Source organism: Synechococcus sp. MU1642 (assembly GCF_020514115.1).
In the GTDB taxonomy this organism is placed as follows: domain Bacteria; phylum Cyanobacteriota; class Cyanobacteriia; order PCC-6307; family Cyanobiaceae; genus Parasynechococcus.
Genome location: NZ_VTKZ01000004.1, coordinates 133,193 through 159,609, shown reverse-complemented (window position 1 = coordinate 159,609; position 26,417 = coordinate 133,193). Strand labels below are relative to the sequence as shown.

Sequence of the window (26,417 nt, the reverse complement as noted above, 5' to 3'; positions counted from 1 at the left end):
GCCCAAATGGTGACGTCACTCAGGTGATTCGGATTCGGCCGGTTGGTTAGGCCGACGAAACGTCGAACCGAAACGGGTGGTCTGCTCCATCACCCAGGCCAGCGTGAGGCGATCCCGTTCCGATGGCACCAACACCGGACGTTCGCCTTGGCTGATCGCCAGGACGTCAGTGGGCTCAGAACTGTGGCCCCAGAGGCCAAAGGCATGGCCCAGTTCGTGCAGGGCCGTGGCCTGCAATGAATCAGCCCGCAGCCCGGGTGACACCGTCACCTTCACCCGGGGCTCAAGCCTTCGGCGGCCCTGGCGCTGCACGTCGACAACCTGAAGTTGTGTGCGTCCGTTGCTGGCCCGCCACACGCCAGCGACCTGCCGTCGGGCCGGACGCTGACGATGAATCAAAACGTTCGCCTGTTCCGGCCTGTCCACCAGGGTGAGCGGAACAAATGCACCCCAGGTGGTCAGCGCCGAGGACACCTGATCAAACCAGCGTTGGTCCCACCGGTTGGCCGGTGTGGCGGCAGCGGGCTGAACCCAAACGCACCAGTGCTTCAACACCGGCGGTCCCAAGGAGGTGGTGGCGATTGAGGAGGCATACCCCGGCCTATGGCCTGGAGCCTGGCGTTCCAAAGCCACCCGCAGAGTTCGAACCTGCTGTTGTGGAGGACATAGCTCGGGCTGCATCAGGCGGCAGGGAGACCCACACCGCGCGCCATCAGGGTCGCCATCAAGGGGATGCTGGCGAAGCCCACCAATTCAACGTTGATGATCCAGGCCAGACGGGTCGCGAGGGCTTCGCTCACCTTCGGCAGTTCACCCTTGCGCAGCGGAATCGCCCAGAGGATGTAGGTGATCGTGGGATAAAGCGACAGCCCCCCCACCGACAAGTACAAACCAACCTTCCACCAGAACAAGGGATTCTGGGTGTAAAACTCGGCTCCCTGGCCGAAGTGGATCACCCGCAGGATTCCACTCACGAGAAGAGCCAGAGCAGCGATGCCGTAAATGATGTCGGTGATCACCATCGCCGTGGCTTCCTGGCGATTCGGATCAGCTTTGATCAGCTTCCGCTCCAGCACCAACGCGCCAAAGCAGAGCATGAAACTGAGGTAGTGAACGTAGGCAACGCCAGCGTTTTTGGCGATGTCGGACGTGAGAGCGACGGCCAGAGGCATGGGCGTAGCAGAAGAAGGTGCGGCGACCTTAGCCACCCAATTGAATTAACAATGAAAGATTCACTTCACCAACAAGAAGAAAGAGTGAAATAGCGCACAAAATATTAATTCGGGAGTCTTTATTATGACTGTCAGAAAAAAACACTTTGGTTCTAGGTTCAATTGAGCCGTATAGCCATCATGACGAGTTCTCTGAGTGCTTTTCTCGGCGAAATTGGTCGCCATCAACTGCTCACTCCAGAGCAGGAACTCATGATGGGGAGAAAGGTTCAGGCGATGGTCGCCATAACAGAACGCTGTCATCTAGCTGGCGGAACTGGCCCAGCATGTGTGTACAGCAATGAAGAAAAAGGTGTGATTCGCCGTGGCGAACGTGCCAAGAATCAGATGATTACGTCCAACCTTCGCCTTGTTGTCAATCTGGCCAAGCGTTATCAGGGCAAGGGTCTAGATCTGCTCGATCTGATTCAAGAAGGAACCCTTGGCCTGACCCGTGCCGTCGAGAAATACGACCCCACCCGCGGCCATCGTTTCTCCACCTATGCCTACTGGTGGATTCGGCAGGGCCTGAACCGAGCGCTATCCACTCAAAGCCGCACGATTCGCATTCCCGTGAATGTGAACGAAAAGCTCACCAAATTGCGGGCCGCCAAAGCACGCCTGATGCAGCGAAACGGCCTTAGCCCCAGCAGTGAGCAACTGGCGGAGTTCATGGAGATCCCCATCGCTGAGGTGGAAGATCTGCTGGCCTGTGAATTGCGTAGCGTCACCGTGAGCCTGCAGGGTGTTGTGAAATCGAAATCGGATCCCTCCGAGCTGGTGGATGTGCTGCCCAGCGAGGAGCTACCGCCGATGGAACGGGCCGAGATCGATGAACGCACCGCATCGGTCTGGTCCTTGCTGGCCAAAGCCAATCTCACACCGAAAGAACACACCGTTGTGACCCTGCGCTTTGGGCTGGATGGCACCAACGAATGGCGCACCCTCGCTGAAGTGGCTCGCCATATGAACTGTTCACGGGAGTATTGCCGTCAGGTGGTACAGCGGGCTCTGCGCAAACTGCGCAAGACGGGACTTCAGAGCGGACTCGTGGAATCCACACCCTGAACATCGGCACGCCCCGCTGGCGTTTTGCTGAGGGGCTGGGGAGAGTGGGTCCAATCGGTTCCTTTTGCATGGCTGATCATGCTGCGCATACCACCGTTGAAGCCGACGTGCTTGAACGGGAGGTGATCGACGAAAGCCTGCTGCAGCGCCTTTTGCAGCGAGCCGGCAGAGGTCTTGCCGTCCCAGCCCTGGAAGCCCTGGAGTTGATGCTTGACCCCGAGACCCCCTCAGCCGCGCGGCTGACCATGCTCGCGGCCCTTAGCTATCTCTTAATGCCAGCCGACCTGATTCCAGACCTGCTGCCGGTGGCCGGTTTCAGTGATGATCTGGTGGCGCTTACGGCCATGGTGGGTTTGTGGAGCAATCACGTCACTCCAGCAATCCGGATGCGGGCTCGCCGGAAACTGGATCGCTGGTTTCCTCTTGTGCACTGAATCGCTGAACTGAATCGCTGATCAATGTCTGGCTGGACCCCTGAATTTGAAGCGGATCTCACTCTGCTGCTGAAGGACTGGTTGAAGCAGCAAGGGCGCACACAGGCCGACCTGCGTCGAAACTTGCGTGCTGTGTCGACCCGAATGCCAGCCCTGCTGGAGGTGCTGGAGCGCGAACACAAACTGCATGGACTGGCTGGACTGGCGGATCGGCTTTGCAGTGTTGAAGCCGAATGGCATGGCCAGCCCTCAAGCGAGAATGCCGGTGTCGCAACAGCCGAGGACGATCCGTTCGGCCAACTTGATCTTCTTTTGCAGGAAATTCGAGACGACTGCACCGATTAGGGCGCCGACACGGGCAAAGTGGTGGCTCAGACATCTCCACGATGACGCCCACTCAACCCTTCAGCGCCTGTTTTCTGTGATGATGTCGGTGTTCAGCGGTTCCTCGGCCTTTGCGCAAACCGAGGGGTGGGTGCGGGGACCGGGAAGTGCCACAGGTAAAGACAGCAAAATTGAAGCCGATTGCGTCACGGCAGAAGACGGTTCGGTCACCTGCGACACCAAAGTGGTCAACCCGGCCAGCGACACCAAAGCTCGCCCTCGCTACAACCCCTTCAACGACTGAACCCCGTGAGCGAACCCACTCGTTCCAAGAGAAGTTTCCTTGGTTTGGTTGATGCTGGTGAGCGTGAAGTCGCCCGCCTGCTAACCCTCATCACGGCTGTGGTGATCAGCGCCGCCATCATCAAGCTGATGATTTCCTTGGGCTCCAAGTTGCTGGCTGGGTCAACTGCAACGTGGTTGGGTGATGACCTGATCAAGATCCTCGGAGATCTGCTCACCGTTTTGATCGCCCTTGAGGTGCTGCAGAACATCACCAGTTACCTAAGACGCCACGTGGTGCAGATCGAACTGGTTCTGGTCACCGCGCTGACCGCAGTGGCTCGAAAGGTAATCGTGTTGCCCTCAGGCGCTGAAAACAAACCCCAACTTCTGGTGGGCCTTGGCATCGCAGTCGTCTCACTTTCAGCCGCTTACTGGTTGGTGAAGCGTGCCAATGCCACTCCCTCCCGTAAGCGACTGGGATGGGGAGGATCAGCCACCAAGCTTGATTTCCCAGACTGAGGGTTGACGAGCCAACAGGAAGGCCGGCCTTCCAGGTGGAAAGACGGCCTAACTCGCTCGTTTGCGCATGGCAATCGACCTCAACTTCAGTGTCTGATGCCTTGGGAAATCTTCTTTAGCAATGGAACTGAGACGGGAAGGTCGAAGCGTCTGGCTCTAGGCACCCTGGGGCCATCAGGTCCAGGTGTAAAGCGGCTCTCCTGCGGGGCACCTACGAACGATGCAGAGGGGAGTCGACTGGCTTGACGCTCTTCGTTGTCGCGCCAGACGAATCGCTTACGAGTGGGTGGAAACTGTTGGAGCAGGGGCCAGAAAGTCAATCTGCTTCTGGGGTTTGCTCAGGTGGAGTGTCGACCGTCATGGGCTCCTCCGATCTCGATGCACTCACTCTCGTCAGCGATGAAGCCGGCGGCAATCAGCTGTCGTGCTCATTGCCTTTCGGGGCCTGTCCAACCCACGGTGGGAATGGTGTGCCTCAGTGGACAGAAGTGGCATCCCAGTGCATGGCCAGCCAGAGGGTTCCAGGATCGGGATCCGTGCGCTCCACCTTGTGGCGTTGATGGGGCGGAATCAAAAGATGATCGCCAGGACTGAGATCCACAATCCGATCGGGGTTCTGCAGGGCAACACAGGCGCTTCCCCGCAACACAAGCACCCATTCGTGATCGGCCTGGTCCATCCATTCGTCATGGGGTGACCAGTAGCCGTTGGATGCAATCAGCAGCAATCTCCACGTCTCGGCAGACGCCAACACTCGCGTTGATTCTTCACCGGGAGGAGGGCACGGGGTCGCCAACAGGTTGGATTCTCCTCCCGGCGCGTGGTCACGCTCACCCCAGCGCCGACCGATGTCGAAGCCCCAGGATTGGGCCAGCTGAACAACCTGGTTGTGATCAGCACAAGCCGCCAACTGTTCACGGCTGCTGGAGTCGTTCTGCACACGCTCCGCAAGGACCTGAAGTTGGGAAATCTTGTTGAGGAAACGGATCAGATCCGGCTCCGCCATGAGGACCACCACACACCTTCAACAGTGATCCTGACAACAGACCAAATCAGAGATGGACGCAAAAGTCAGTAAATCCTGACCTTCTGTTTCATGCCGTCTGCAACCAAGGCACTCACCATCGGAGATCTGGAAGCTGGATTCTCGACCTACTGCCAGGCCCTTCGTCGCCTTGTTGCCGATGGAAGCGACCTCAACACCATTCGCCGGACAGTCTGCTGGGATTACCTCAACAGGTTGCACACTTCGCTTCCGAAGGACTACCGCTCTCCCGACGAACTGATCCAGCGATACCAAAAGGAGGCATCACCTGCTCAAGCAGACTGATCAAAGCCACACCATCCCTGTGCTGAGCCAAGTCCTGCGCTGCTGCATTGGTGCGTTTCTAGTTCTGCTGCTGAGCCTTGGATCAACCGGAGCATCGCTTGCAGCCGGGGCAGACACCAGCCCCGGCGCTCTGTTGTTCGAACAGCATTGCGCTGGATGCCACATCAACGGTGGCAACATCATTCGCCGTGGGAAAAACCTGAAGCTGAAGACCCTCGAGCGTGATGAGATTGCGACGGTGACGGCCATCGCAGCCATCGCCCGGGGAGGGCGAGGCCAAATGAGCGGTTATGCCGACGTTCTTGGGACTGATGGGGATCAGCTCGTGGCCGAATGGGTCCTCATCCAGGCTCAGAACGCTTGGACCCAGGGATAAACCTCAAGCGCCGTCCAAATCCTCTGCTTCCAATAGATGTCGTCCTCAACCAGCTTGCGAACGGCGTAGATGTTGTCTGCTTCGAAGATTCCGAAAACGTGGGTGCTTCCTTCGGTGGGACCAAGTGTGACCAGCGTCCCCTGCTCTTTAAGAGCCTGAAGACGAGCGAGGTGCTCATCACGATAAGGAGCACGCTTCGCAAGAGCATCCGTGCAGTAAGTGCCCCACAAGACGAAACGTGCCATAGCGAAGGGTGAAACAACGAAGAACTTTTCAGTGAAAAATGATGGCATAAAGACTGGAACAAGGGCTATGTTGTGAAGGTTGATTTCTCTCGAAAGCGATGCTCACTGGGAGCGACCTTCTCAATAAAGTCAAAGACCTGGGTGACGTCAGCAAGTCTGATCTTGTTCGTACCTGTGGCTATGTCTCCAACAAAAAGGATGGTACTGAACGTCTGAATTTCACCGCTTTTTACGAAGCGCTGCTAGAAGCCAAAGGCGTCAGTCTTGGCGTGGGTGGTATTGGCGGCGTGGGCAAAGGCGGCCGCAAACTCAGCTATGTGGCCACTGTGCAAGGCAACGGCAATCTGCTCATCGGCAAGGCGTATACGGCGCTGCTCGACCTGAAGTCTGGAGATGAATTTGAAATCAAACTGGGTCGCAAACAAATCCGTCTGACACCTGTAGGTGCCACTGACGAAGACGAAGAGTGATTGAACCTTTGAAAGCAATGCAACCCCGGCCAGCGCTGGGTTTTTTCATGGCTTGAGCGGGATGGCAGCCACTAGGGCTGATCAGCGGCGGCACGCAACTCAGCGCAAAAACGACCAGCTTCCTGAGCAATTTCTCCTGAAGATGCTGCAGCCATCCGTTTCACAAGTGCACTACCCACAATCGCTCCATCGGCACCCCAGCCCCGAACCTGACGCACCTGCTCCGCACCGGAGATCCCGAAGCCAACGGCAACAGGAACCGGCGAGGTTTGTTTGAGTTGCTGGACCAAACCTTCAACCCTGCTTTCCATCTGTGCTCGCTCACCGGTTACACCGGTGACACTCACCAGGTAAGTGAAACCTCGGCTGCATGTCGCAATCCGACCCATTCGATCTTGGGGCGTGGTAGGTGCAACCAAGAGCACCAAATCCAAGCCATGAAGCTCTGCGATTGTCGACAACCGCTCCGCCTCTTCGAGGGGTAGATCAGGAACCACCAAACCCGCGGCTCCAACCTCCGCTGCAGACTGGCAAAACGCCTCCATCCCCACATTGAGCAGTGGATTGGAATACGTGAACAGGATCACGGGAATCTGCAGCTGCCCTTTCAACGACCGCAGCATGTCCAGAACACCCGTAGGGGTGGTTCCAGCATCAAGGGCACGAGAAGCAGCAGCCTGAATAACCGGCCCATCAGCGAGTGGGTCGCTGTACGGCATTCCCAGTTCCACCATGTCGGCACCCGCGCTTTGCAGACTGAGGAGCACATCAGCGGTGACTGCGAGATCCGGATCGCCGGCCATTAGGAATGGCATCAAGGCGAGGCGACCGTCCTGCTTCAGCTGCTCAAAGCGCTGGGCGATGGAAGAGGACTGCTGATTGGGCATCTCGGTCAACCGACCAGGAACAAACTTCGGAAGCCTATGAGTCGACGGGGGCCTCACCGTCCGTGGGAACCGAAGCATCCGCTCCAATCTTGCGCAGCAGTTCCTGCTGTTCCTCCTCGGAGAGAGCGTCAAATCGGGCTTGAAGCGCCTCAGCTTCCTCTTTGTCGTAGACCTCGCGGTAGCGACGCCGTTGGTTCATGTAGGTCATCTGGCCGGTGACCACACGAAACAGATAAGAACTTGTCCACACCACCACAATCACAACAAGCAGGGCCTCAGCAGCAATCCCTGCCGAAAACCCCTCAAAGCCTGCAGCCTGAAAACCGACCTGCCCAAGCGCTCCAAGCAGGAGGACTGCAAGTCCGATCAGAAGAACCTTGCCACGCGTCAATTCAGACGTCTCCTTGCCCGCTCAGCCGGAAATTGAGGAAGGGGGCAAACAGGATCATCCCTGGGAAAAAGAAGAAGACCATTCCATAAATCCCCAGACGCTCCAGTTTGCCCATGCGATGCCAACGCTGATTCATCCACGCGTAGAGGGCGAGGGGAATCACAACGAGATAAAGGCCGCCCAGAACGATGTAGGCCAATAGAACCAACAACGTGTCCTGTGGGACTTGAGAAAGCAGGGACGATAGGTCCAAGGCTTGAGGACAGCTTGGGGAAATCTAAGATGTCCTGGCGGGGGCATGGCGGAATCGGTAGACGCACGCGACTTAAAATCGCTTGGGCCGAAAGGCCTGTGGGGGTTCAAGTCCCCCTGCCCCCACCACCCGCCATCAAGACGGCAGCAACTCAGCGAGCTTGGTGCGGAAATCTCCCTTGGGCATGCCGCCCTTCAGTTCTCCTTCGATCGAAAAATCTCCATCAGGATCGTTCACTAGCAGATAGGTAGGCCAGCCCATCCCCTCCTTGTTGGGGTATTGCTTGAGAAGAATCTTCCGGTATTTCCGATACATCTCCGTGTCCTGCAGCATCACGGAGATGAAGCTGCAGCCGAGTTCCTCGGCCACCTTGCCGTCGTAGTGACTCATGCGGTGACAGGTGCCGCAATCTTCAGAGCTGAACTTGATCAGATGCATCGGCGACTGCCCAGGACAAGATCTCTCCAGCATGGAAAGGAACCAGTCCATTCACAAGTTCCGGCACAAGATGGTCACGACGTTGCAACGTGATCTGACGGCTATTGACCGGAAGGTTGTAAAAGGCAGGGCCATTCAGACTGGTGAAGGCTTCGAGATTGGCCAAAGCGCCTTCCTCATCAAAAACCTGGGCATAGCTCTCCAGGGCGAAGGGTGCATTGAAGATGCCTGCGCATCCGCAGGAACTTTCTTTGGATACCCGCTCATGCGGTGCCGTGTCGGTGCCGAGGAAGAAGCGTGGGTCACCGCTGGTGGCCGCCCGGCGCAGGGCCTGTCGGTGACATTCCCGTTTGGCCACGGGGAGGCAATAAAAATCGCTCCGCAACCCGCCAGCAAACATGGCGTTGCGATTGATGTGGAGATGGTGGGGGGTGATGGTGGCGGCGAGATGACGATCCGCTGAGCTGACGTACTGCACCGCTTGCTCGGTGGTGATGTGCTCGAACACAACCTTCAGCTCGGGATGGCGGTCCCGCAGCGGTGCCAGATGGCGTTCGATGAACACCGCCTCACGGTCGAAGATGTCGATCTCGCTATCCGTGACTTCACCGTGGATCAGCAATGGCATGCCGATCCGGGCCATCGTTTCCAGCACAGGATCGATCTCCAGCAGATCCGTCACCCCTGCTGCGGAATTGGTGGTGGCGTTGGCCGGATAAAGCTTGGCCGCAGCAAAGACGCCCTCGCGAAACCCCGTCTCCAGCTCGGCAGGGGAAATCGAATCCGTGAGATACGCCGTCATCAGGGGCGTGAACTCCAGATCAGCGGGGCAAACCGCCTGAATGCGGTCGCAGTAAGCACGTGCAGCAGCCACCGTGGTCACAGGGGGACGCAGGTTAGGCATCACGATGGCGCGCTGAAAACGGCGGGCTGTGAAAGCCACAACCTGGTTCAGCATCTCTCCATCGCGGAGATGAACATGCCAATCATCTGGAGCGATGATCGAGATCTGATCAGACATTCAGCGGCAAACCGTTCACGGCAAGGCGCAAGGCATCAAGACGATCACCACTGATGTGGCTTTGGGGAAGCCGTTCCAACAGCTTCAGCTTCTGAAGACGCTTCTCAGTGCTGCCGGTTGCACCCACCAGGAACACCTGACGGCCTTCTTCAATCGCTTCCTTGACGGCATTCTCGAGGGCGATTGCAGCGGTGACCCCCAGGTGTGACACCTCGGAAAGGTCGAAGACCACCGCCTGACAATTGCCAATGGCGTTGTGCTCGCGCGAGATGGCCTTGGCCACACCGAAGATCATCGGACCGGCGAGCTGGAACAACAAAACCTTGCCGGAGGCCTGATCCAGCAAAACCTGCTCTTCATTCGTCAGCTCAACATCATCATCGGCGGTGCTGATCGTTTTCACTTTTCTGGACTGCAACGCACTCATCCGATCAATGGTGAGAACGTTGGCCACGAAAACACCTATGCCCACTGCAGTGATGAGATCGACCAGCACCGTGAGTGCAATCACGCCGTAAGTGATCACGGCCGCTTTCACCGAGAGATGATGGGCCCGTTGGAGGAAATCCCAATCGATGATGTCGATGCCCACCTTCAGGGCGATGCCCGCCAGCACAGCGAGGGGAATCGTGGATGCGAGAGGGGCAGCGGCCAAGACGACCACCATCAGAATCACTGCCCGGACAATGCCCGATAGGGCCGAACGTCCACCGGCCTGAATGTTGACCACGGTGCCCATGGTGGCTCCCGCTCCAGGCAGTCCTCCAAAGACGCCCGAAGCAATGTTGGCCAGTCCCTGGCCAACCAATTCCTTGTTTGAGTTGTGCTCTGTGCGGGTGAGGCTGTCGGCCACAACAGACGTGAGCAGCGCATCGATGCAGCCGAGCATGCCCAGCACAGCTGCATCCACGAACATCAAACGCAGCTGTCCACCCGAAAAGGTGGGCACATGCAAGCTGGGAAGCTCAGCGTTGAACGGCGGAATGGTCTTGAGGCCAGCGTCGTGGAACAAGGTCATCGACAGAACCGTTCCCAACACCAGAGCCAACAGCTGCGGCGGACAGAAACGCTTCACACTGGCTGGGGTGAACCAGAGGATCGCGACAGTGATCAAAGCCAGCGACAGCTCCATAGGCTGAATACCAGCAATCAAGTCCGGCAGGCTGGACAGGGTTCCCATCACCCCGCCCGGTACGGTCTGCCCCAGGAAGGCGGGCAGCTGGAGAATCACCAAGATCGCTCCAATCCCCGACATGAAGCCGGAGATCACCGTGTAGGGCATCTGGGTGACGTATCGACCCAGACGGAAGACGCCGAAAAGGATTTGGAACAGGCCCGCCAGGATGACGACGGTGAAGGCCATGGCCATCGCCGTTTCCTTGTCCGGAGCGGTGGCGGTGAAGCTCAGGATCACCGAGGTGAACACCACCGTCATCGGACCGGTGGGTTCGGAGATCAAGGTGGGCGTTCCGCCGAAAACAGACGCCACCAAGCCGATGATCACGGCCCCCCAAAGCCCAGGGGCAGGGTCGCCCGTTGCGGCAACCCCGAAGGCCAGAGCCATCGGCAGAGCAATCACCGCGGCGGTCAAGCCACCAAAGGCGTCACCCCGCAGGTTGCTGGTGCTGATCCGGTTCAACAAGGTTTCTTATCTATTACCCAGATGAGAGACCTTAGGTTGATTCCACTCAAAGCAGAATCCCCAAACACCTGATCTAGCCCATGCCTGAATTTCTCCAGGCCTCGATCCAAGTGATGCTGGGCATCGGACTGCTGTTCGGCGGCGGAGAACTGTTCGTTCAGGGGTCCGTCGCCATGGCGGTGATCTTCGGGATCCCCCAGCTCGTGATTGGCCTCACGGTGGTTTCCCTGGGCACCAGCGCACCGGAACTGTTCGTGAGTTTGAGTTCGGTGCTGCAGGGGGCTGACGCCCTCGCCGTGAGCAATGTGGTGGGCAGCAACATCTTCAACGTGATGGTGGTGCTGGGCAGCAGCGCTCTTGTGCTGCCCTTGCGCGTCGAAAGCCGTCTTGTGAGGCGGGATGTGCCTCTGATGATTGCGATCTCGGCGGCGGTCTGGGGCATGGCCTCCGCAGGACGGGTCACTTGGCAAGCGGGCCTGGCGTTGCTGTTGGGGCTCCTGATCAACACCATCTGGGAGATCCGCACCGCCCGTGAACAACCGGACGACAGCGGCAGCGCTGAACCCGAAATCAGTCTCGAAGCAAGCAAAGGTGGATTGATCCCCGCCTCAGTGCGATTAATTGCCGGCATTACCGTCCTCTCGATCGGATCAAGGGTTCTGGTGAATGGCGCGGTCAGCGCCGCAACCCTTCTGGGAGTTAGTGAGGCAGTGATCGGTCTGACGATCGTTTCAGCCGGAACGTCGATGCCTGAATTGATCACGTCCCTGGTGGCGGCCCTGCGCGGACGCACCGATCTGGCCATCGGCAACGTGGTGGGCAGCTGCCTGTTGAACCTGATGCTGGTGCTGGGCAGCGGAGCTATAGCGGCAGCTGGCAACGGACTTGAAGTCAGCCCGGAACTGATTCAGGACGACCTGCCGGTAATGCTGCTCACCAGCCTTGCCTGCATGCCGATCTTTTGGACGAAAGGTCGCATCTCGCGCGTTGAAGGAGGGCTACTTCTAGGTCTCTATGTTCTATATCTAATCGACAATGTTTTGCCCCGAACGGCTATGGCCAGCTGGGCCGCTGAATTTCGCCTTGTGGTGCTCTGCGCTGTAATTCCAATCATAATGATCGTGATTTTCACTCAGGCTGTTTTTTATTGGCGGAACAACCAGAACAGCCCAACCATTTGAAATTAATACCTAGAAAGCAATTGCTTTTTGGCTATTAGCCGCCACATGATCCAACTCATCTCTGGCAATTAATTCGATCACATCTCGAAGAGTTTTAGGCTCACGTTCATCACGGGCAGCCCACATGTTTCCATCTTTTCTCCAATAGGCCGTTGCGATCGGCGTGACGGGCTGCTGCAACCACTCCTCTGGCTGCTCCAAAAGCATGCGCCGGTACGTCTTGACAGCTTCGGCCTCAACAGCTTCTCCAAGCAAAGAGGCCAACTCGTGATCCAACAAGGTAATAAGAGCAAATATCCAATAAACAAGGACAGCCACATGCCTTGCCACAAAGCGATCTATCCATAAAGACAGTCCACCAAGATCACGAGAAAAAATGTCTTCATGCGTCTGCTCATTACTATCCTGCCGACGTGCCAGCTCCAGAGTCTTACGAATAGCACCGCTCTGATCAAGGCCAATCGTTTCAAGGTAATGACAAGCACTTTCCTCAGCCGTATAGGCCGTGCGAGCGATGATCTCTAAAGATGCTGCCCGACGAGCATCAGCTGCAGGCCAAAGAAGACTGAGCAATTGCTCGCCAGATTCAATCAAAAAATGAGCAAAATCAGCCTTATGACCTCGAGTCTGCATGAATGATTCCACGTCATATATATCGATCTACTCGTGGTCTAGATCGCCATATATGCATTGTCTTGCACCTTTCACACTGTCGAAAGGATTGCTGGATCAGAGCATCGTCACGAACTCCTCTGAAACAGAAGGGTGCAGAGCCATGGTGCGGTCGAAATCATCCTTGGTGGCGCCCATCCCCACGGCAATCGCCGCCATCTGAATGATCTCCGCGGCATGCTCGCCCACCATGTGGCAGCCCAGCACCCGATCGGTGTGCTTCTCCACCACCAGCTTGAGCAGACAGCGGGAACCGGAAGCGGGCAAGGCCCGCGCCATCGAACGGAATCGGGCGCGATGCACAACAACACCGTCCACGCCATGGCGTTCGATGGCCTGTTCTTCCGATAGGCCAACGGTCGCGAGCTCTGGAGCGGTGAACACTGCACTGGCCACGAGATCGTGGTTCACCTGCCGCTGACGCGAACCGAAGACGCTGTCGGCGAAAGCACGACCTTCATCAATGGCCACAGGCGTGAGGTTGACCCGATCAGTGACATCGCCGACGGCATGGATATGGGGCACCGACGTGCAGGAGTTGGCATCGACCCTGATGCGACCGTTGTCGACCGCAACACCGGCAGCGTCCAACCCCAGATCCGCAAGCCAGGGGCGACGGCCAGTGGCCATCAGCACACCCCCGCAATCCAAGGACTGACCATTCCCCAGCCGCGCCGTCAGCGCCCCGGGATCTCCCTCCACGGCCACCACCGTCTGCTCCAGCAGCACCTCGATGCCCTGCTCATGCATGCCATCCAGCACGGCACCTGCCAACTCGGCATCAAAGCCACGCAGCAACCGAGGCCCACGCACCACCTGGGTTACCGCAACACCAAGCCCCCGCAGGATGCAGGCGAACTCGCAGGCAATAAAGCCTGCGCCCACCACCACCACAGAGGAAGGGACATCCTCCAGCAAAAACATGTCGTCACTAACCCAGGTGTTTTCAACCCCTGGAATCTCAGGCCGGGCCGGACGGCCACCCACTGCCACAAGGAACCGCGGGGCTGAGAGCTCCTGTTGCACGGACCCGCCACGTTGATCGCAAATGCTGATGCGATCTGGGGCCATGAAGCATCCCCAACCGGAGATCAACTGAACGCCGGCCTTGTCCAGGAATCCGAGATGCAGTGCATTAAGCCGATCCACCTCGGCGCGCACCCGACGCAAGAGTTCAGGCACATCGGAACGCACCGACTGGATGTGCAGGCCATAGGCCGAGGCATCCGCCAATTGATGGCGGGCCTGGGCGCCGTACACCAAAAGCTTCTTGGGAACACAGCCGCGGATCACGCAGGTGCCACCGACGCGATCTCCCTCCACGATCGCGACGCGGGCTCCATGACGGGCAGCGCGTTTTGCAGCGGCCAACCCACCGGAGCCCGCTCCAACAACAATCAGATCCAGATCAGCGCCCATAACAAGAGGGTGCCCGAAACGACGGGCGTAATCGTAAAGATGGCGTTATGGTCCGAGGAAGAGGGGTTGTTAAAGCCCAAGACGAGTCGGCCGTACTTCAACCGCATTCTTAAATCATGAATAGTTCTTCCAAGCGCCGCCGGCAGCCGCCTGAACCTGAGCTGCACCTCAAAAGATCGCAGCGCCGCGAGATCGTGATGATGATCACCAGCGACGACATGAGACTTCGGCTCAAACAGTTGGCTGATCAGGGCCGCCAGCAGGACTGTCTGGCGCTGATGCACGAACTGGGCGACTGGCGGGCCTATGGACGTGCAACGCTTGAGCCAATCCTGCATGCCCCTTTCATCGGAATCAGCTGAACCCCTGAGTTGGTCGGAATTGGCCAGCCTGGCGAAGCCGGAACCAAATCGGATCAAAGGGCCGACCAGTGCCCAAGCCACGTTGCGCCTATTCGGACAGCCTGAATCCAACGTGGTGGTCACGCTGTACCGCGACCACCACGCTTGGTGCCCCTATTGCCAAAAAATCTGGCTTTGGCTGGAGTTCAAGCGAATCCCCTACCGGATCCGCAAAGTCACCATGCGGTGCTACGGCCCGAAGGAGACGTGGTTCCTGGAGAGAGTTCCTTCGGGGATGTTGCCGGCCCTGGAGCTCAAAGGGCGTTTGATCACCGAAAGCGACGAAATCCTGCTGGCCCTCGAACAGCAGTTCGGCCCCCTGGGCATGGCGATGACAGCACCGGAGGCTCTTGAGCTGCGCCGTCTTGAACGGCTACTGTTTAGGGCCTGGTGCATCTGGCTGTGTTCGCCACGGCTGAGTCCGAGGCAACAGGTTCTGGCCCGAGAGCAGTTTCGAGACATCGCCCAGCGCTTTGAACGGGAGCTGAACCAGGGAGTGGGACCGTGGCTGCGGGGACCGGAGCCGCAGACAGTGGATCTGATCTTTGTTCCCTACGTGGAACGGATGAATGCCTCGCTGGCGTACTACAAGGGATACCGGCTGAGGGCTGAGCATCCAGCCATTGATCGCTGGTTCCGCGCTCTAGAACAACTGGATACCTACCGCGGCACCCAAAGCGACTTCCACACCCATGCCCATGACCTTCCTCCCCAGATGGGCGGCTGCTGGTCAGACGATGGAGCGGACGCACACCGCCTAGCCGAACAGATCGACCGAGGTGATGGACTTGGCGAGGACGAAGCCTGCTGGGATGCGGACCATCAAGCCAATCAGGCCGTCATCGCCCTGAGCCGGGTTCTGCGTCACCAACAACGGCTTCGGGACGTTAATCCTATGGGTGCTACAGCCTTTGATCTGCCCCTGCGCTGTGCCCTCACCCGGTTGGTTCGCAACACGCCCTGCCCCCCGCCAGCGGGGAGTGCCGCCGGCCTCCGCTACCTGCGCGACCGTATTTCGGTTCCAAGGGACATGCCGCTCCCGGCAGCGCGTCTGCTTCGTCAAGCCCTCGAAGCCACCGCCCAGCTGGATGGGCCTGAACAAGCCAAACCTCTGCCAGTGAGGGATCGCTTTGATCAGGATCCCCGACCCTTCTTAATTGGGTCATAGTGCGGGAGCATCAACGCTGAGTCGTGCCCCTACGACTGCCCGCCTACCAACAGATCCCAGCTCCCGATCGGGGGACCGATCTGATTGAAGTGTCAGCGGCGAAGCTGCAGCCGACCCAGTGGTGTGTGGGACTGGCGGAGATCTGGTCGCGCGAAAAAGATTTCGCCCAGGACAGTCGTCAGCAACGTCTCGACTACCTACGTGGGAAACCGGTCCCTTTGATCCGGTCTGCCGATGGCGCCATGTGGATGCTGGACCGACACCACCGGCTGCGGGGTCTGATCGGCATAGACCCAGGTGCCACCACCTGGGCTTACGTGGTGCAGGAGCTCCCAACCGCCGACCGAAGCGCTGTGCTGGCCTATCTGCACAACCAGGGCTGGCTCTACCTCTACGACGGGCGAGGCAACGGCCCCCGCCCGGTCGAGCAGCTGCCCAAAAGCCTGCTGGGGCTGGACGACGATCCTTACCGGAGCCTCGTTTGGAAGTTGAAGCAGGAGGGCTGGATCAAGCCTCAGCCCCTCATCCCGTATCACGAGTTTCGTTGGGGTTCCTGGCTGCGCAGCCGCCCCCTGCCGCCCTTCAGCTCCAGGCGGCTGGACCCAGCGCTCGCAGCAGCACGCCAACTGGTGTGCTCTACAGCTGCACAAAACATGCCGGGCTGGCAAGGCGATAAGAAAGCCTGCCGCTGATCAGCGCTTCTTGCGTGAATCAATCTGCAGCAGATCCTTCACTTTCTGCACTTGACCGGCGAGCTGGGGATCGGAGGCTAGTTTTTTCTCCACCTGCTCGATTGCATACATCACCGTGGTGTGGTCCTTTCCGCCGAAGTTGTCGCCGATCCTAGGTAAACTGAGGTCAGTACCACGGCGCATGAGGTACATCCCCACCTGACGGGCCTGGCTCACGGCACGGCGTCGGGTGCTGCTGCACATCTCCTCAGCCGTGACATCAAACACTTCAGACACCTTGTCAATCACCTGTTGCGGCGTGACCTCCACCCCCTGCCCCGTGGGGTCGAGCATCGGCGCCACAGATTCAACTGTCATCGGCAACCCCGTGATTGAGGCGAAGGCAACAGCCCGGGTCAGGGCCCCTTCCAACTCGCGGATGTTCGAGGTGAAGCGGCCGGCGATGTATTGGATCAGATCACGGGGCAGCGACATGCGCTCCTGCTCCGCTTTCTTCTGAAGGATCGCCATGCGTGTCTCCAGGTCAGGCGACTGAATGTCAGCGATCAGTCCCATCTGGAACCGGGAGATCAAACGCTGCTGCAACCGCGGAATCTGACTGGGGGGACGATCACTGGCGATCACCACCTGACGGCCTGCCTCGTGCAGGGCATTGAAGGTGTGGAAGAACTCCTCCTGGGTGTACTCCTTGCCTTCGATGAATTGAATGTCATCCACCAGGATCAGATCAGCGGCGCGATAGCGATCGCGGAAGGCCTGCATCCCGTCCTTGCGGATGGCCTGGATCAGATCATTGGTGAAGGTTTCGGTTGAGACGTAAGCCACCCGAGCCCCGGGATCAATTTCCAACCGGTAGTGACCGATGGCTTGCATCAGGTGGGTTTTCCCCAGGCCCACACCGCCGCAGATGAACAGAGGGTTGAATTCCCGGCCCGGTGCTTCGGCCACAGCCAGAGCCGCCGCATGGGCCATCCGGCTGTTGGGGCCGACCACGAAACGGCCAAACACGTATCGGGGATTGAGCCCGGGCAAGTAGCGCCGTGGGGAGCCGTTCCGGGCCGGAGCCGACGCCGACTCGTATGGTGCTGGCGGTGGAGCTGCATCAGCAGCGGCTGAGGCCTCATCGGTGGCGTCCGGCGGCGGCAAGGCGGTTTCTGCCAGAACCGTCACCTGAACGGGCTGACCGCTGATGCTGCTGGCCATCTCAGCGATCGTGGGCAGCAGCTGCTCACGCAGACGAACGCTGGCGAAGGGATTCGGAGCGAGAAGCTTTAGCTCGCCATTGGCAAAGCTGCTGCAACCCGTAGGGCGAATGAAGGTCTCGAAGGTGGGCTTGCTCAGCTTGGCCTGCAACCCATCCCGCACCTTGATCCAGAGCTCTTCGCCCGTCTGCGCCAAAACCGCCCATCGCCCGAGCGCTGAATCTACGCATGCCGATCCGCTCAGGCCGTCTTAAATGCATCAGCACACATCTCGTCGTGATGCTCAACGCCCAGCATTGGCTCGCCATCGCCCTGGCCGGGAGCGCACTCTCCGGTTGCAGCCTGGTGAGAGACCAGCTGGGGCTGACGCCCAAGCCACCGATGACAGTACCGCCGGTGGTGCACGATCAGCCCCGAAGTGCTCCACTGCAGCCGGGGGACAACGTAATCGTGAAGGCGGTGGATCGTGTCGGACCGGCTGTGGTGCGCATCGATGTGGTGAAGGAGATCTCGAACCCCTTCGGAGGAATTTTCGGCAGGGGTCCCTCCAGCCAGCGACAGCAGGGCCAGGGCTCCGGCTTCATCACCCGGGCCAGCGGGCTGATCTTCACCAATGAGCATGTGGTCCGTGGTGCGGATCAAGTGGCGGTGACCCTTCCGGACGGACGCAGTTTCAAGGGCAAGGTTCTCGGCACCGACCCCCTCACCGACGTGGCGGTGGTGAAAGTAGTGGCCGATAACCTGCCGGTGGCGGCCCTAGGCAACTCCGACCAGCTCAAGCCGGGAGAATGGGCCATTGCCATCGGCAACCCCTTCGGCCTTAACAACACCGTGACCGCAGGCATCATCAGCGCTGTCGGCCGCCTGAATGCGATCAGTGACGGCCAACGGGTTCCTTACATCCAGACCGATGCAGCGGTGAACCCCGGCAACAGCGGCGGCCCCCTGATCAATGCCACCGGTCAGGTGATCGGCATCAACACTGCAATCCGTACTGCGCCTGGTGGCGGCTTGAGTTTTGCGGTTCCGATCAACCTGGCCAAGCGGATCGCACAACAGATCGTCAGCACCGGTCAGGCCTCCCATCCCTTCATCGGCGTGCAGCTGATGAACCTCACGCCGCAGCTGGCACGAGAAATAAATGCCACCAACAGCGCCTGCACAGTTCCCGAGCTGAATGGCGTTTTGGTCAAGGGTGTGGTCAAGGGCACGCCGGCCGCTGCTGCAGGCATCCGCCAGTGCGATCTGATTCTCAAGGTGGAGAACAACCCCGTTCAAACACCCACCGAAGTGCAACTCGCCGTGGACCGCGGCCAGGTGGGGGAACCGATGCAGCTCACCCTCCAACGCAATGGAGAGGAGCTGACCGTGCAGGTGCGCCCGCGGGAACTACCTCGCAATAACTGAGATGGTGCAGATCGTCGTGATGGCCCGCTGGCCATCACCCGGCCGATGCAAACGCCGCTTGAGCCACGATCTCAACAATGAGCTGGGCTTGTCCAACAGCAACGAGCGCGCCACACGAATTCAGCGGCGGCTCACGCAGCACACCGCTGCGGTAGTGCGCGGCCTCGCCGGCGCAGTGGAGATCGAGCCTGTGCTGGCGGTGAGCGGGCTGGGGCCCCGTGCGGCCGATCGCTGGGGGCAGCAGCTGGGGCTGAGGCAGGTGCGGCTGCAGGGGAGGGGGCAACTCGGCACCCGATTGCGACGGCAGTTAATGCACGGCCATCGCCATCACAGGCCCTGCCTTGTGATCGGCACGGATCTGCCCGAACTCAATTCCGATGACGTGAAGCAGGCAGTTGAGCACTTGGAACACCATGATCTGGTGTTGGGACCAGCCTCCGATGGGGGGTACTGGCTGCTGGGGATCGGCGCATCCCTGATCCGCAGCCCGCAGCACTGGCCCCTAATCGGCATTCCCTGGGGCGGCCCGACCGTGCTGGAAGCAACGCTGAGGGAGGCGCACAGGCAACAGCTCTCTTGCGCCCTCATCCCCCAACGGAATGATCTGGATCGCTGGAGCGATCTAAAACCATGGCAGGGCTGAGTGTTGTTATTCCAACCCTGGAGGAAGCCAGCAGGCTGCCGCTGCTGCTGGCGGATCTGCAGCGATGGCCGGGGGAGTTGGAGGTGATCGTCTCTGACGGCGGGAGCAGGGATCAGACCCGAGAAGTGGCGCAGCTGGCCGGTGCCACCGTGCTCGACAGCCCGAAAGCCGGACGTGGGCCACAGCTGCGCTGGGGCGTTGACCACAGCTCCCATGCCTGGATGCTGGTGCTGCATGCCGACAGCCGACTCCCGAGCACTTGGCATCAAAGGGTGAGGACGGTTCTAAACACGCCGGAGGCTCACCTGAGCGCCTGGTGCTTCGACTTCAATGTGGATGCGAAGAGGCGGCCGATGCTGTGGCTGCTGGAGCGAATGGTGAACCTGCGCAGCCGATGGCTGCAGCGTCCCTACGGCGATCAGGGCCTGTTGATTCAGCGCCAGCTTTATGAGCGCGTCGGCGGCTACCGGCCCCTGGCGCTAATGGAAGACCTGGACCTGGTGGAACGCCTGAGCAAGGTCGCGTCCCTCCGCTCATTGAACTGTGCCCTTCTCACCAGCGGGGGGCGCTGGCAGAAGCGGAGCGTGCTGGTGCAGACCTGGCGCAATGCCCGGCTGCGCTGGCTCTGGCGTCAGGGCCGATCAACGGAGCAGCTATTGCGGATCTACCGGCGATAGAGGATCCGATCAGTTGGCGTACCAGAAGGCACAGCGATGGCCCTGAGGCTCGAGATCCCAGCCCTGGCCCTGGTAGAAGCTGACGACGCCCGGATCCGCGAACAGGCTGACCCGTTCGGTTCCCATCTGATCGAGGGCCTCAAGGATGTAGGTCATCATCTGCTTGCCCAGACCATTTCCCTGGTAGAGGGGATGCACGGCGACGTCCCAGACGGTGGCTTCAAAAACACCATCCCCGGTGCAGCGCGCAAAACCCACCAGACGGGGCACCCGGGGGTCGTGCCGCCAGAGCCCCACTTTGAGCAAGCTATGGCTGAGCGCTTTACGCACCCGACGAATCGGCCGGCGACTCCAGCCCACCGCTTCCAGCAACTGCTCGAGCTCCACAAGATCGAAGGGGTACTCCTGGCTGAACACCAAGGTGATCTGTTCATTGGCGCAGGTGCAGAGACGCGCCCCCTGGCCGTACTGCTCCAACAGCGACTCAGCAGGGATGGGGAGAGGAGCGATCACAGACGCGCCAACCCCCGTTCCTGCAACTCGGCGAGTTGGGCATAAAGCCCACCGCGGGCCCTGAGCTCGCGATGAGTGCCCTCCTCGATCAGCTCGCCCCGGCGCAGAACAAGGATGCGATCCGAGGCTTCCACCGTCGCGAGGCGGTGGGCGATGACGATGGCTGTGCGCTTTTGCAGAAGACGATCGAGATCGGCCTGGAGCGTCGCCTCCGTTGAAGGATCCATGAAGGCAGTGGCTTCATCCATCACCAATACCGTTGGATTGCGGATCGCCACCCGAGCCACCGCCAGCAATTGGCGCTCACCTGAGGAGAGATTGCCGCCCCGCTCGCGCAGCTCCGTCTCCAGCCCCTTGGGAAGCTTGGCCAACAGGTCGTTGAGACCGAGCTCAGCACAGACCTGAGACAACTCTCGATCACTCACCGAAGCATTGAGTCGCAGATTGTCGGCCACATTGCCGCTGAACAGGAACGTGTCCTGAAGCACAACTCCCAACTCACGACGGAGATCCACCATCGGGATCGTGCGGATGTCCCGCCCATCAAGAAGGATGCGCCCCTGCTGAGGTTCATAAAGGCGGCACAGCAAACGAATAATCGTGCTTTTGCCGGACCCCGTGGGACCCACCAGCGCCACATGCTCACCAGGGGCAATGCGGAAGGAAAGGTTGCGGAGGATCGGATCATCCGGCCGGTAGGCAAAGCTCACGTTCTCAAAGATCACCTCGCCACCACCACCCGTCACGTGAGGGCGAGCACCCTTGGCCTCGGCGATCTCGAGGGGCGCCTCCATCAACTCGCCAATGCGTTCCACAGCTGTCAGCCCACCTTGAATCTGGGTGAAACGCTCCGCCAGCTGACGCAGAGGGTCGAACAGACGCTGGGAGGCAAGGATGAATGTGGTGAGGGTGCCTAGGCCCATCGCACCATTGGTCACCATCAAGCCACCAAGTGCCAGAACCAGAGCAATGGCGGCCAGAGCTACCCATTCCAAGAAGGCTGAAATGCTGCTGTCGTAAAAGATCGTTCCGTTAACAGCGCTGCGGTAGTCCTTGCCAGTGCGCAGGAAGCGGGCGCTGTTGACCGTTTCACGGCCATACATCTGAACCACCTCAAGGCCCTGAAGATTCTCTTGGAAATCGGCATTGAGCTGGGAGAGCTCCTCACGCACCCGGTAATTGGCCTTGCGGTAACGGCGCTGCAGCCAAAGCACGGCCAGGGTGACGGGCACCTGCGTGAACAACAGGAGCAGCCCCAGCCTCCACTCGATCAACAGCATCGTTGAGGCGAGCACCAGCAGGCTCACCAGATCACTGAGCACCCCGACGGCGCCACTTGCAAACACCTCAGCCAGGGCATCCACATCGCTGGTGAGCCTTGTGAGCAACTTGCCCACCGGCATGCGGTCGTGAAAGCGCAGGGACAGCGACAACGAATGTTCGAAGAGGTCGTCCCGGATACGCGCGGTGAGCCGTTGACCGACGGCCTGGATGCTGAAGGTCTGCACGCCCTGCAGGCCGAGCCGAAGCATCACCGAGACGAAATAGAGCCCGATGATCATGCGGATCGATGCGGACAGACTCAACCCCGACAACCAGGGGAGACTGGGCTCACCGCGAAGGACGCTGACGGCCTGCCCCAGCAGGACAGGCTGCAGTGCTCCCGCAAAGGCCAAGGGAAGCAGCAGCAGCAGGGCAACCAGAAGTCGCCGGCGATCTCGCACGAGGTAACGGCCCAGACGACGGACCCTGCGCCAGTCCGCGACAGCTCCCATCAGCTGGAGCTCCCGACGGGTGTTGCTGCGCGGATCGCTTCGACGATTGACGACAGGGGGCCGTTGTCCAGGCGAATGGACAGGGGATGTCCTACCAATCGAGCCGTGGACTGGAAGAGGTCTTCAATGGCGATCAAACCGTTGTCCCTAAGGGTTCGACCGGTGGCCACCAGGTCGACAATCGCTTCCGACATTCCCGTAATTGGCCCCAGCTCCACCGAGCCATTGAGGTGCACCAACTCAACGGGAAGGTCGAGGGCATCGAAATATTCCCGAGCGCAGTGGGTGAATTTGCTGGCCACCCGGCAATGGGGGGGCAGATCAGCGGCACGGACGTAACCACTGCTCTCCTGGACCGCAACAGCCATGCGGCAGCCGCCAAAGCCGAGATCCACCAATTGTGCGACGGGGAGCTGGTGCTCCTTGAGCACGTCGTAACCCACGACCCCCAACTGGGCTTGACCGTAGGCCACATAGGTGGGCACATCACCGTTGCGAACCAGCAGGGCCCTAGCGCGCCCGCAAGGGGTGGGCACCATCAGCTGACGGTTGTCCTTGTCCAGAACAGCGGAGAAATCGAGACCAGCCGCGGCAAAGCGGGCCACCGAGTCTTTGAGCAGCGCTCCTTTGGCCAACGCGACGGTGATCATGGGTCCAGCGCTGGCCGGTTAAACAGGCAGGACTTTAACGATGCATTCCTCACTTCATGCCTTACCGGTTCTCCAGGACAACGTGATCTGGATATGGGTGAAGGGCGCGGAGGCCGTGGTGATCGACCCCGCTGTTGCGCCGCCGGTGCAGGCGTGGCTGGAAGAACGGCAGTTGAACCTGGCTGCCGTCCTGCAGACCCATCACCATGCCGACCACATCGGCGGCACTTCGGACTTGCTGAACAGTTGGCCCCAGTCTGCGGTGATTGCCTCCGCTGATGATCGGGAGCGGATTCCGTTCCAGACCATGCCGGTGCGGGATGGAGACCAGATCACTGTTCTTGGGGAAGAGGTGGAGGTGCTGGATGTAGCGGCCCACACCAGAGCCCACATCGCTTTCTTCATCCCGAACCCGGAGGGCGCCGAGATCGGACCGCTGTTGTTCTGCGGGGACACCCTGTTCAGCGGGGGCTGCGGCCGATTGTTTGAAGGCAGCGCTGAACAGATGCATCAGGCTCTACAGAAGCTGGCCGAACTTCCCGAGGCCACGAAGGTGTGTTGTGCCCACGAGTACACCGAGTCCAATCTGCGATGGGCCGTTGAGCAACGCCCCAACGACACGGTTTTGGCTGATCGTTACCGGGAGGTGCGGAGCCTTCGCGCCAAAGGCGCCCTAAGCCTGCCCAGCAGCATCGGCATGGAACGCCGCACCAACCTGTTCATGCAGGCCAGTTCAGCCGCGGAGTTGGCCATGCTTCGCCAGGACAAGGATCAGTGGCGGCCGGCATGAGCGATGGCGAAGAACGGGATCACCAACGGCGATGATCGGGGTGAATGCTGTTCAGAAACACCCCATGAGCGCCAAGGCCATCACCACTCAAGACGCCCCTGCACCGGTTGGGCCTTACAACCAAGCGGTGCTTGCCGGAGAGTGGCTCTATTGCTCCGGGCAGATTCCCCTGGATCCAGCCAGCGGCGAGATGGTGGGTAACGGTGATGTGGCGGCGGAAGCGCATCAGGTGCTGAAAAACCTCTGTGCTGTGTTGAAGGAAGCCGGCGCCACCCCTGCTCAGGTAGTACGCACCACGGTCTTCTTGGCCGACCTGGGCGATTTCCAAACCGTCAATGGCATCTATGCCGAGGTATTTGGTGAGGGGGTCAGCCCAGCTCGCGCCTGCCTTCAGGTGGCGGCCCTCCCCAAGGGAGCACGGGTGGAAATCGACTGCGTCGCCTGGCTCGGCAGCTGAGCCTGACCCTCGGGGGCATAGGTTGGAACTGGCTTCAGTGGTCCCATGCCTCAGGCGAAACTCACCATCGGTGAACTAGAGGCGGGATATCCGATGTATTGCAAGGCGCTGCGGCGTCTCCTCCAGCAGGGAAAAACTGCTCAGGACATTGAGCGTACGGTCTGCGGGGGCACCTAGAGACGCTGAACCGCTGCCTGCCAACCCGCTACAAGTCCCCCTCCTACCTGCTGGCTCTGATCCGCCGAGACCTGGAGAACCCAAAAGAGGATTGAGCCCAGTCGTCTCAGCGTTTTCCCAGCTTTCTCGTGGCAAACGCTTCAATCTGAACTGAAAAGAGGCTTCAAACCAGGCTGTGAAGCAAGGTCCTGGTATGACCTGCTGTACTTTCCGCAAACCCCAGCGAAGGCTCAAGCTGACTCAGGGGCTGGCCGTGATCACAGTGATGCTGGGCACGGCCCTTTGCCTAGAACTGCAGACAGGATTGAATTACGAGCAATCAACGGCTAAGGCGACGCCCTTACTCGGAGAAAGCGTGACAATGCAGGGATGGATGTTGAACAGCTGGAACAGCTTGCTGCGGTGATCGTGACGGCAGGGCTGGTGGCCGGAAATTTCCTGTTGTTCACCCCCTGGCGCAACGGAGAGGATCCACGGCAACAAACTCCTAAAAGCTTGATACCTCGGAACGAGTCAGTTCATCGCTCTGAACAGGCTGGTCCCTCGGGCTGATCAGCGCTGGTTTTTCACATCCTCCAAGGGGAGCATGCCAATGGATACCCCCCAGTTACAGCATTGCCCTCGGCTGCAAACCAGCTCACACGCATCTCAGATGCGCTTGGATTCGTGATCTTCCTAGGGTGATTTGATGCACCCACTCGAGCTGTTCGATCGCTTTCGTCGCTTGTTGGGCTGGGTTGCGCCAGGTCGCCAGCGTTGGGATCGCAATCCTGAGCAAGTGGCCCCGGATCGCTCTGATGACTGGCTCTTGGATCCCCCGAGCCTGGAGGAGGCGCGTTTGCTATTTCCTCAACTGGATGAGTAGCGGGCCTTGCTTCGCTACCAGAAACTTCGCCTGGAAATGCGGGAGCGTGACGGACGCGGTTTTTGATCACCCAGCCCACTTGCTTCTGCCATGAATAAGGGCTCCGCCGCCCGGGTCAAGCAACAAAAAAAGCCCGCGGAATTCCGAGAGCTCTCGTGATAACTAAATAGAGCCAAGGAGACTCGAACTCCTGCCCCCCTATTAGTCGTGAAGTTGGTCAGATAGTCCAAAACCACAAAAGCAGCCAGCAACCGCAAACACCTCTGATGTGCGCCAGTTAGTGTGTCAAGCATGAAAAAGATGACGTTGTCATCTTTAATGCCGGGTGTTGCCGTGGCGACGACCCAAACCAGGACGACTTGCTTTGGCAGCTTCGTCATCCATTTTCCGGCGCAGCAAAAGCTCGTAGAGCATCTTCTGGGCACCGTCAGCCGCGGCGAATTGCTTATTCCCCTCAGCCTTGAGAGAGATGCGTTGAAGGCTTGTCGCCATGTGCACCATTAGATGCTGAGCATCGTGTGAATCAACGCTCAGTTCAAGCTGGTCATGCGCCCAACGACAGTCCCGCTGGGCAAATGAACGTGAGCAACCCATTGAGACATCTGAGCGATCAAAACATCACTGCAGCTTTTGCCCTGACTGACTAGAGCCAAAGCTAATTCACGGCGTCTGTGGCGTTCAGCCCTGCTTGTCCTGGCCATGGATAACCCACTAAAAACTGAACTTTACAGAGAAGAGAATCAGAAAAACGATGATTATCCAACTAAAGCATATCCGACAAAAAACAGGCAAAAAATTAATCGCCAAATACACGAGAAACGCAAGCCATATTAA

Annotated in this window: 36 protein-coding genes, 1 tRNA gene and 1 pseudogene; 21 read left to right on the top strand and 17 right to left on the bottom strand. The window is 59.3% G+C overall.

The annotated features are described in order from the left end of the window. Window positions 1-15 precede the first annotated feature (15 nt). Together FZZ85_RS06220 and FZZ85_RS06215 are read right to left on the bottom strand one after the other, a co-directional pair. On the bottom strand, window positions 16-681 hold the full coding sequence (locus FZZ85_RS06220) for a peptidase (RefSeq protein ID WP_226413225.1): 666 nt from the start codon (window positions 679-681) through the stop codon (window positions 16-18). Beyond that, window positions 681-1,172 (bottom strand): DUF2214 family protein, encoded by a 492-nt coding sequence (locus FZZ85_RS06215; RefSeq protein ID WP_226413343.1) that lies wholly within the window; start codon window positions 1,170-1,172, stop codon window positions 681-683. The genes FZZ85_RS06220 and FZZ85_RS06215 overlap by 1 nt, the downstream gene beginning before the upstream one ends. A gap of 180 nt (window positions 1,173-1,352) precedes the next feature. Between FZZ85_RS06215 and FZZ85_RS06210 the strand changes: the two genes are divergently transcribed. The 5 genes from FZZ85_RS06210 to FZZ85_RS06190 all read left to right on the top strand — a co-directional run bounded on the left by FZZ85_RS06210 (window position 1,353) and on the right by FZZ85_RS06190 (window position 3,841). Continuing rightward, window positions 1,353-2,279: a sigma-70 family RNA polymerase sigma factor gene (locus tag FZZ85_RS06210; protein WP_226413223.1), complete on the top strand. Its 927-nt coding sequence runs from the start codon at window positions 1,353-1,355 to the stop codon at window positions 2,277-2,279. A 68-nt stretch (window positions 2,280-2,347) separates the two neighbouring features. Beyond that, window positions 2,348-2,713 carry a YkvA family protein gene (locus FZZ85_RS06205; protein WP_226413221.1) on the top strand — a complete coding sequence of 122 codons (366 nt, stop codon included), beginning with the start codon at window positions 2,348-2,350 and terminating at the stop codon, window positions 2,711-2,713. 24 nt (window positions 2,714-2,737) lie between these two features. Next, window positions 2,738-3,058 (top strand): hypothetical protein, encoded by a 321-nt coding sequence (locus FZZ85_RS06200; RefSeq protein ID WP_226413219.1) that lies wholly within the window; start codon window positions 2,738-2,740, stop codon window positions 3,056-3,058. A gap of 82 nt (window positions 3,059-3,140) precedes the next feature. Then, window positions 3,141-3,341 (top strand): hypothetical protein, encoded by a 201-nt coding sequence (locus tag FZZ85_RS06195; RefSeq protein ID WP_226413217.1) that lies wholly within the window; start codon window positions 3,141-3,143, stop codon window positions 3,339-3,341. 5 nt (window positions 3,342-3,346) lie between these two features. Further along, window positions 3,347-3,841 (top strand): phosphate-starvation-inducible PsiE family protein, encoded by a 495-nt coding sequence (locus FZZ85_RS06190; protein WP_226413214.1) that lies wholly within the window; start codon window positions 3,347-3,349, stop codon window positions 3,839-3,841. A 475-nt stretch (window positions 3,842-4,316) separates the two neighbouring features. Here FZZ85_RS06190 and FZZ85_RS06185 read toward each other — a convergent pair whose 3' ends face one another. After that, window positions 4,317-4,847, bottom strand: coding sequence for a Nif11 domain/cupin domain-containing protein (locus FZZ85_RS06185; RefSeq protein WP_226413212.1), 531 nt, complete (start codon window positions 4,845-4,847; stop codon window positions 4,317-4,319). 90 nt (window positions 4,848-4,937) lie between these two features. On the opposite strand from FZZ85_RS06185, the gene FZZ85_RS06180 reads away from it, so the two are divergent. Both FZZ85_RS06180 and FZZ85_RS06175 read left to right on the top strand, forming a co-directional pair. Further along, window positions 4,938-5,171, top strand: coding sequence for a DUF3136 domain-containing protein (locus FZZ85_RS06180; protein ID WP_226413210.1), 234 nt, complete (start codon window positions 4,938-4,940; stop codon window positions 5,169-5,171). Window positions 5,172-5,190: 19 nt separating this feature from the next. Continuing rightward, window positions 5,191-5,547 carry a c-type cytochrome gene (locus FZZ85_RS06175; RefSeq protein ID WP_226413208.1) on the top strand — a complete coding sequence of 119 codons (357 nt, stop codon included), beginning with the start codon at window positions 5,191-5,193 and terminating at the stop codon, window positions 5,545-5,547. Here FZZ85_RS06175 and FZZ85_RS06170 read toward each other — a convergent pair. Next, window positions 5,523-5,792, bottom strand: coding sequence for a YciI family protein (locus FZZ85_RS06170; RefSeq protein ID WP_226413206.1), 270 nt, complete (start codon window positions 5,790-5,792; stop codon window positions 5,523-5,525). The genes FZZ85_RS06175 and FZZ85_RS06170 overlap by 25 nt on opposite strands. Before the next feature lie 98 nt (window positions 5,793-5,890). Between FZZ85_RS06170 and FZZ85_RS06165 the strand changes: the two genes are divergently transcribed. Continuing rightward, the gene (locus tag FZZ85_RS06165) at window positions 5,891-6,262 is read left to right on the top strand and encodes an AbrB family transcriptional regulator (RefSeq protein ID WP_226413204.1); all 372 of its coding nucleotides are present in this window, start codon (window positions 5,891-5,893) and stop codon (window positions 6,260-6,262) included. 71 nt (window positions 6,263-6,333) lie between these two features. On the opposite strand, the gene trpA is transcribed toward FZZ85_RS06165, so the two are convergent. From trpA to FZZ85_RS06150, 3 genes are read right to left on the bottom strand one after another with little or no spacing between them, the layout of a single operon-like run. Then, a complete protein-coding gene (gene trpA / locus FZZ85_RS06160) occupies window positions 6,334-7,149 on the bottom strand; it encodes a tryptophan synthase subunit alpha (RefSeq protein ID WP_226413202.1) in 816 nt (271 codons plus the stop codon). 34 nt (window positions 7,150-7,183) lie between these two features. Next, window positions 7,184-7,540: a DUF3007 family protein gene (locus FZZ85_RS06155; protein ID WP_226413200.1), complete on the bottom strand. Its 357-nt coding sequence runs from the start codon at window positions 7,538-7,540 to the stop codon at window positions 7,184-7,186. A gap of 1 nt (window position 7,541) precedes the next feature. Continuing rightward, window positions 7,542-7,793, bottom strand: a complete 252-nt coding sequence (locus tag FZZ85_RS06150; RefSeq protein WP_226402680.1) for an NAD(P)H-quinone oxidoreductase subunit L — start codon at window positions 7,791-7,793, stop codon at window positions 7,542-7,544. Window positions 7,794-7,832: 39 nt separating this feature from the next. Between FZZ85_RS06150 and FZZ85_RS06145 the strand changes: the two genes are divergently transcribed. Then, a tRNA-Leu gene (locus tag FZZ85_RS06145) sits at window positions 7,833-7,921 on the top strand. Window positions 7,922-7,928: 7 nt separating this feature from the next. Here FZZ85_RS06145 and FZZ85_RS06140 read toward each other — a convergent pair. Genes FZZ85_RS06140 through FZZ85_RS06130 form a run of 3 tightly spaced genes read right to left on the bottom strand, consistent with a single transcriptional unit; the run spans window position 7,929 to window position 10,894 of the window. Further along, window positions 7,929-8,231, bottom strand: coding sequence for a thioredoxin family protein (locus FZZ85_RS06140; protein ID WP_025362365.1), 303 nt, complete (start codon window positions 8,229-8,231; stop codon window positions 7,929-7,931). After that, window positions 8,206-9,252 carry a dihydroorotase gene (gene pyrC, locus FZZ85_RS06135; protein ID WP_226413198.1) on the bottom strand — a complete coding sequence of 349 codons (1,047 nt, stop codon included), beginning with the start codon at window positions 9,250-9,252 and terminating at the stop codon, window positions 8,206-8,208. Before pyrC ends, FZZ85_RS06140 begins: the two co-directional genes overlap by 26 nt. Further along, window positions 9,245-10,894 carry a SulP family inorganic anion transporter gene (locus FZZ85_RS06130; protein ID WP_226413196.1) on the bottom strand — a complete coding sequence of 550 codons (1,650 nt, stop codon included), beginning with the start codon at window positions 10,892-10,894 and terminating at the stop codon, window positions 9,245-9,247. The genes pyrC and FZZ85_RS06130 overlap by 8 nt, the downstream gene beginning before the upstream one ends. Window positions 10,895-10,974: 80 nt before the next feature. Between FZZ85_RS06130 and FZZ85_RS06125 the strand changes: the two genes are divergently transcribed. Further along, on the top strand, window positions 10,975-12,075 hold the full coding sequence (locus FZZ85_RS06125; protein WP_226413194.1) for a calcium/sodium antiporter: 1,101 nt from the start codon (window positions 10,975-10,977) through the stop codon (window positions 12,073-12,075). A 9-nt stretch (window positions 12,076-12,084) separates the two neighbouring features. On the opposite strand, the gene FZZ85_RS06120 is transcribed toward FZZ85_RS06125, so the two are convergent. Both FZZ85_RS06120 and gorA read right to left on the bottom strand, forming a co-directional pair. Next, a complete protein-coding gene (locus FZZ85_RS06120) occupies window positions 12,085-12,708 on the bottom strand; it encodes an alternative oxidase (RefSeq protein ID WP_226413192.1) in 624 nt (207 codons plus the stop codon). 96 nt (window positions 12,709-12,804) lie between these two features. Further along, complete coding sequence (gene gorA / locus FZZ85_RS06115; RefSeq protein WP_226413190.1) at window positions 12,805-14,166, bottom strand: glutathione-disulfide reductase; 1,362 nt, start codon at window positions 14,164-14,166, stop codon at window positions 12,805-12,807. 116 nt (window positions 14,167-14,282) lie between these two features. On the opposite strand from gorA, the gene FZZ85_RS06110 reads away from it, so the two are divergent. The 3 genes from FZZ85_RS06110 to FZZ85_RS06100 are packed head-to-tail and all read left to right on the top strand — an operon-like array spanning window position 14,283 to window position 16,427. Continuing rightward, entirely contained in the window at window positions 14,283-14,528 is a 246-nt protein-coding gene (locus tag FZZ85_RS06110) for a hypothetical protein (protein ID WP_226413188.1), read from the top strand. Further along, entirely contained in the window at window positions 14,503-15,735 is a 1,233-nt protein-coding gene (locus FZZ85_RS06105) for a glutathione S-transferase family protein (RefSeq protein ID WP_226413186.1), read from the top strand. Before FZZ85_RS06110 ends, FZZ85_RS06105 begins: the two co-directional genes overlap by 26 nt. Window positions 15,736-15,758: 23 nt before the next feature. Beyond that, window positions 15,759-16,427: a ParB-like protein gene (locus FZZ85_RS06100; protein ID WP_226413184.1), complete on the top strand. Its 669-nt coding sequence runs from the start codon at window positions 15,759-15,761 to the stop codon at window positions 16,425-16,427. On the opposite strand, the gene dnaA is transcribed toward FZZ85_RS06100, so the two are convergent. Next, window positions 16,428-17,825: a chromosomal replication initiator protein DnaA gene (gene dnaA, locus FZZ85_RS06095; protein ID WP_226413182.1), complete on the bottom strand. Its 1,398-nt coding sequence runs from the start codon at window positions 17,823-17,825 to the stop codon at window positions 16,428-16,430. 83 nt (window positions 17,826-17,908) lie between these two features. On the opposite strand from dnaA, the gene FZZ85_RS06090 reads away from it, so the two are divergent. The 3 genes from FZZ85_RS06090 to FZZ85_RS06080 are packed head-to-tail and all read left to right on the top strand — an operon-like array spanning window position 17,909 to window position 20,356. Next, the gene (locus FZZ85_RS06090) at window positions 17,909-19,036 is read left to right on the top strand and encodes a trypsin-like peptidase domain-containing protein (protein ID WP_226413341.1); all 1,128 of its coding nucleotides are present in this window, start codon (window positions 17,909-17,911) and stop codon (window positions 19,034-19,036) included. Window position 19,037: 1 nt separating this feature from the next. After that, window positions 19,038-19,679 (top strand): TIGR04282 family arsenosugar biosynthesis glycosyltransferase, encoded by a 642-nt coding sequence (locus FZZ85_RS06085; protein ID WP_226413180.1) that lies wholly within the window; start codon window positions 19,038-19,040, stop codon window positions 19,677-19,679. Then, window positions 19,667-20,356, top strand: a complete 690-nt coding sequence (locus FZZ85_RS06080; RefSeq protein ID WP_226413178.1) for a TIGR04283 family arsenosugar biosynthesis glycosyltransferase — start codon at window positions 19,667-19,669, stop codon at window positions 20,354-20,356. The genes FZZ85_RS06085 and FZZ85_RS06080 overlap by 13 nt, the downstream gene beginning before the upstream one ends. A 9-nt stretch (window positions 20,357-20,365) precedes the next feature. Here the strand turns inward: FZZ85_RS06080 and FZZ85_RS06075 are convergent, their stop codons facing one another. Genes FZZ85_RS06075 through hisG form a run of 3 tightly spaced genes read right to left on the bottom strand, consistent with a single transcriptional unit; the run spans window position 20,366 to window position 23,294 of the window. After that, a complete protein-coding gene (locus tag FZZ85_RS06075; RefSeq protein WP_226413176.1) occupies window positions 20,366-20,869 on the bottom strand; it encodes a GNAT family N-acetyltransferase in 504 nt (167 codons plus the stop codon). After that, window positions 20,866-22,644, bottom strand: a complete 1,779-nt coding sequence (locus FZZ85_RS06070; RefSeq protein ID WP_226413174.1) for an ABC transporter ATP-binding protein — start codon at window positions 22,642-22,644, stop codon at window positions 20,866-20,868. Before FZZ85_RS06070 ends, FZZ85_RS06075 begins: the two co-directional genes overlap by 4 nt. After that, on the bottom strand, window positions 22,644-23,294 hold the full coding sequence (gene hisG, locus FZZ85_RS06065) for an ATP phosphoribosyltransferase (RefSeq protein WP_226413172.1): 651 nt from the start codon (window positions 23,292-23,294) through the stop codon (window positions 22,644-22,646). Before hisG ends, FZZ85_RS06070 begins: the two co-directional genes overlap by 1 nt. A gap of 40 nt (window positions 23,295-23,334) precedes the next feature. On the opposite strand from hisG, the gene gloB reads away from it, so the two are divergent. From gloB to FZZ85_RS06040, 5 genes and pseudogenes are all read left to right on the top strand, one after another. Beyond that, window positions 23,335-24,084, top strand: coding sequence for a hydroxyacylglutathione hydrolase (gene gloB / locus FZZ85_RS06060; RefSeq protein ID WP_226413170.1), 750 nt, complete (start codon window positions 23,335-23,337; stop codon window positions 24,082-24,084). Window positions 24,085-24,148: 64 nt separating this feature from the next. Then, the gene (locus tag FZZ85_RS06055) at window positions 24,149-24,541 is read left to right on the top strand and encodes a RidA family protein (RefSeq protein ID WP_226413168.1); all 393 of its coding nucleotides are present in this window, start codon (window positions 24,149-24,151) and stop codon (window positions 24,539-24,541) included. A 45-nt stretch (window positions 24,542-24,586) separates the two neighbouring features. Next, window positions 24,587-24,813 (top strand): annotated as a pseudogene (locus FZZ85_RS06050) (DUF3136 domain-containing protein). A 274-nt stretch (window positions 24,814-25,087) separates the two neighbouring features. Further along, the gene (locus tag FZZ85_RS06045) at window positions 25,088-25,270 is read left to right on the top strand and encodes a hypothetical protein (protein WP_226413166.1); all 183 of its coding nucleotides are present in this window, start codon (window positions 25,088-25,090) and stop codon (window positions 25,268-25,270) included. Window positions 25,271-25,406: 136 nt separating this feature from the next. Continuing rightward, a complete protein-coding gene (locus FZZ85_RS06040) occupies window positions 25,407-25,583 on the top strand; it encodes a hypothetical protein (RefSeq protein ID WP_226413164.1) in 177 nt (58 codons plus the stop codon). A 315-nt stretch (window positions 25,584-25,898) separates the two neighbouring features. Here FZZ85_RS06040 and FZZ85_RS06035 read toward each other — a convergent pair whose 3' ends face one another. Beyond that, on the bottom strand, window positions 25,899-26,075 hold the full coding sequence (locus FZZ85_RS06035) for a hypothetical protein (RefSeq protein WP_226413162.1): 177 nt from the start codon (window positions 26,073-26,075) through the stop codon (window positions 25,899-25,901). Between the last annotated feature and the right edge of the window lie 342 nt (window positions 26,076-26,417).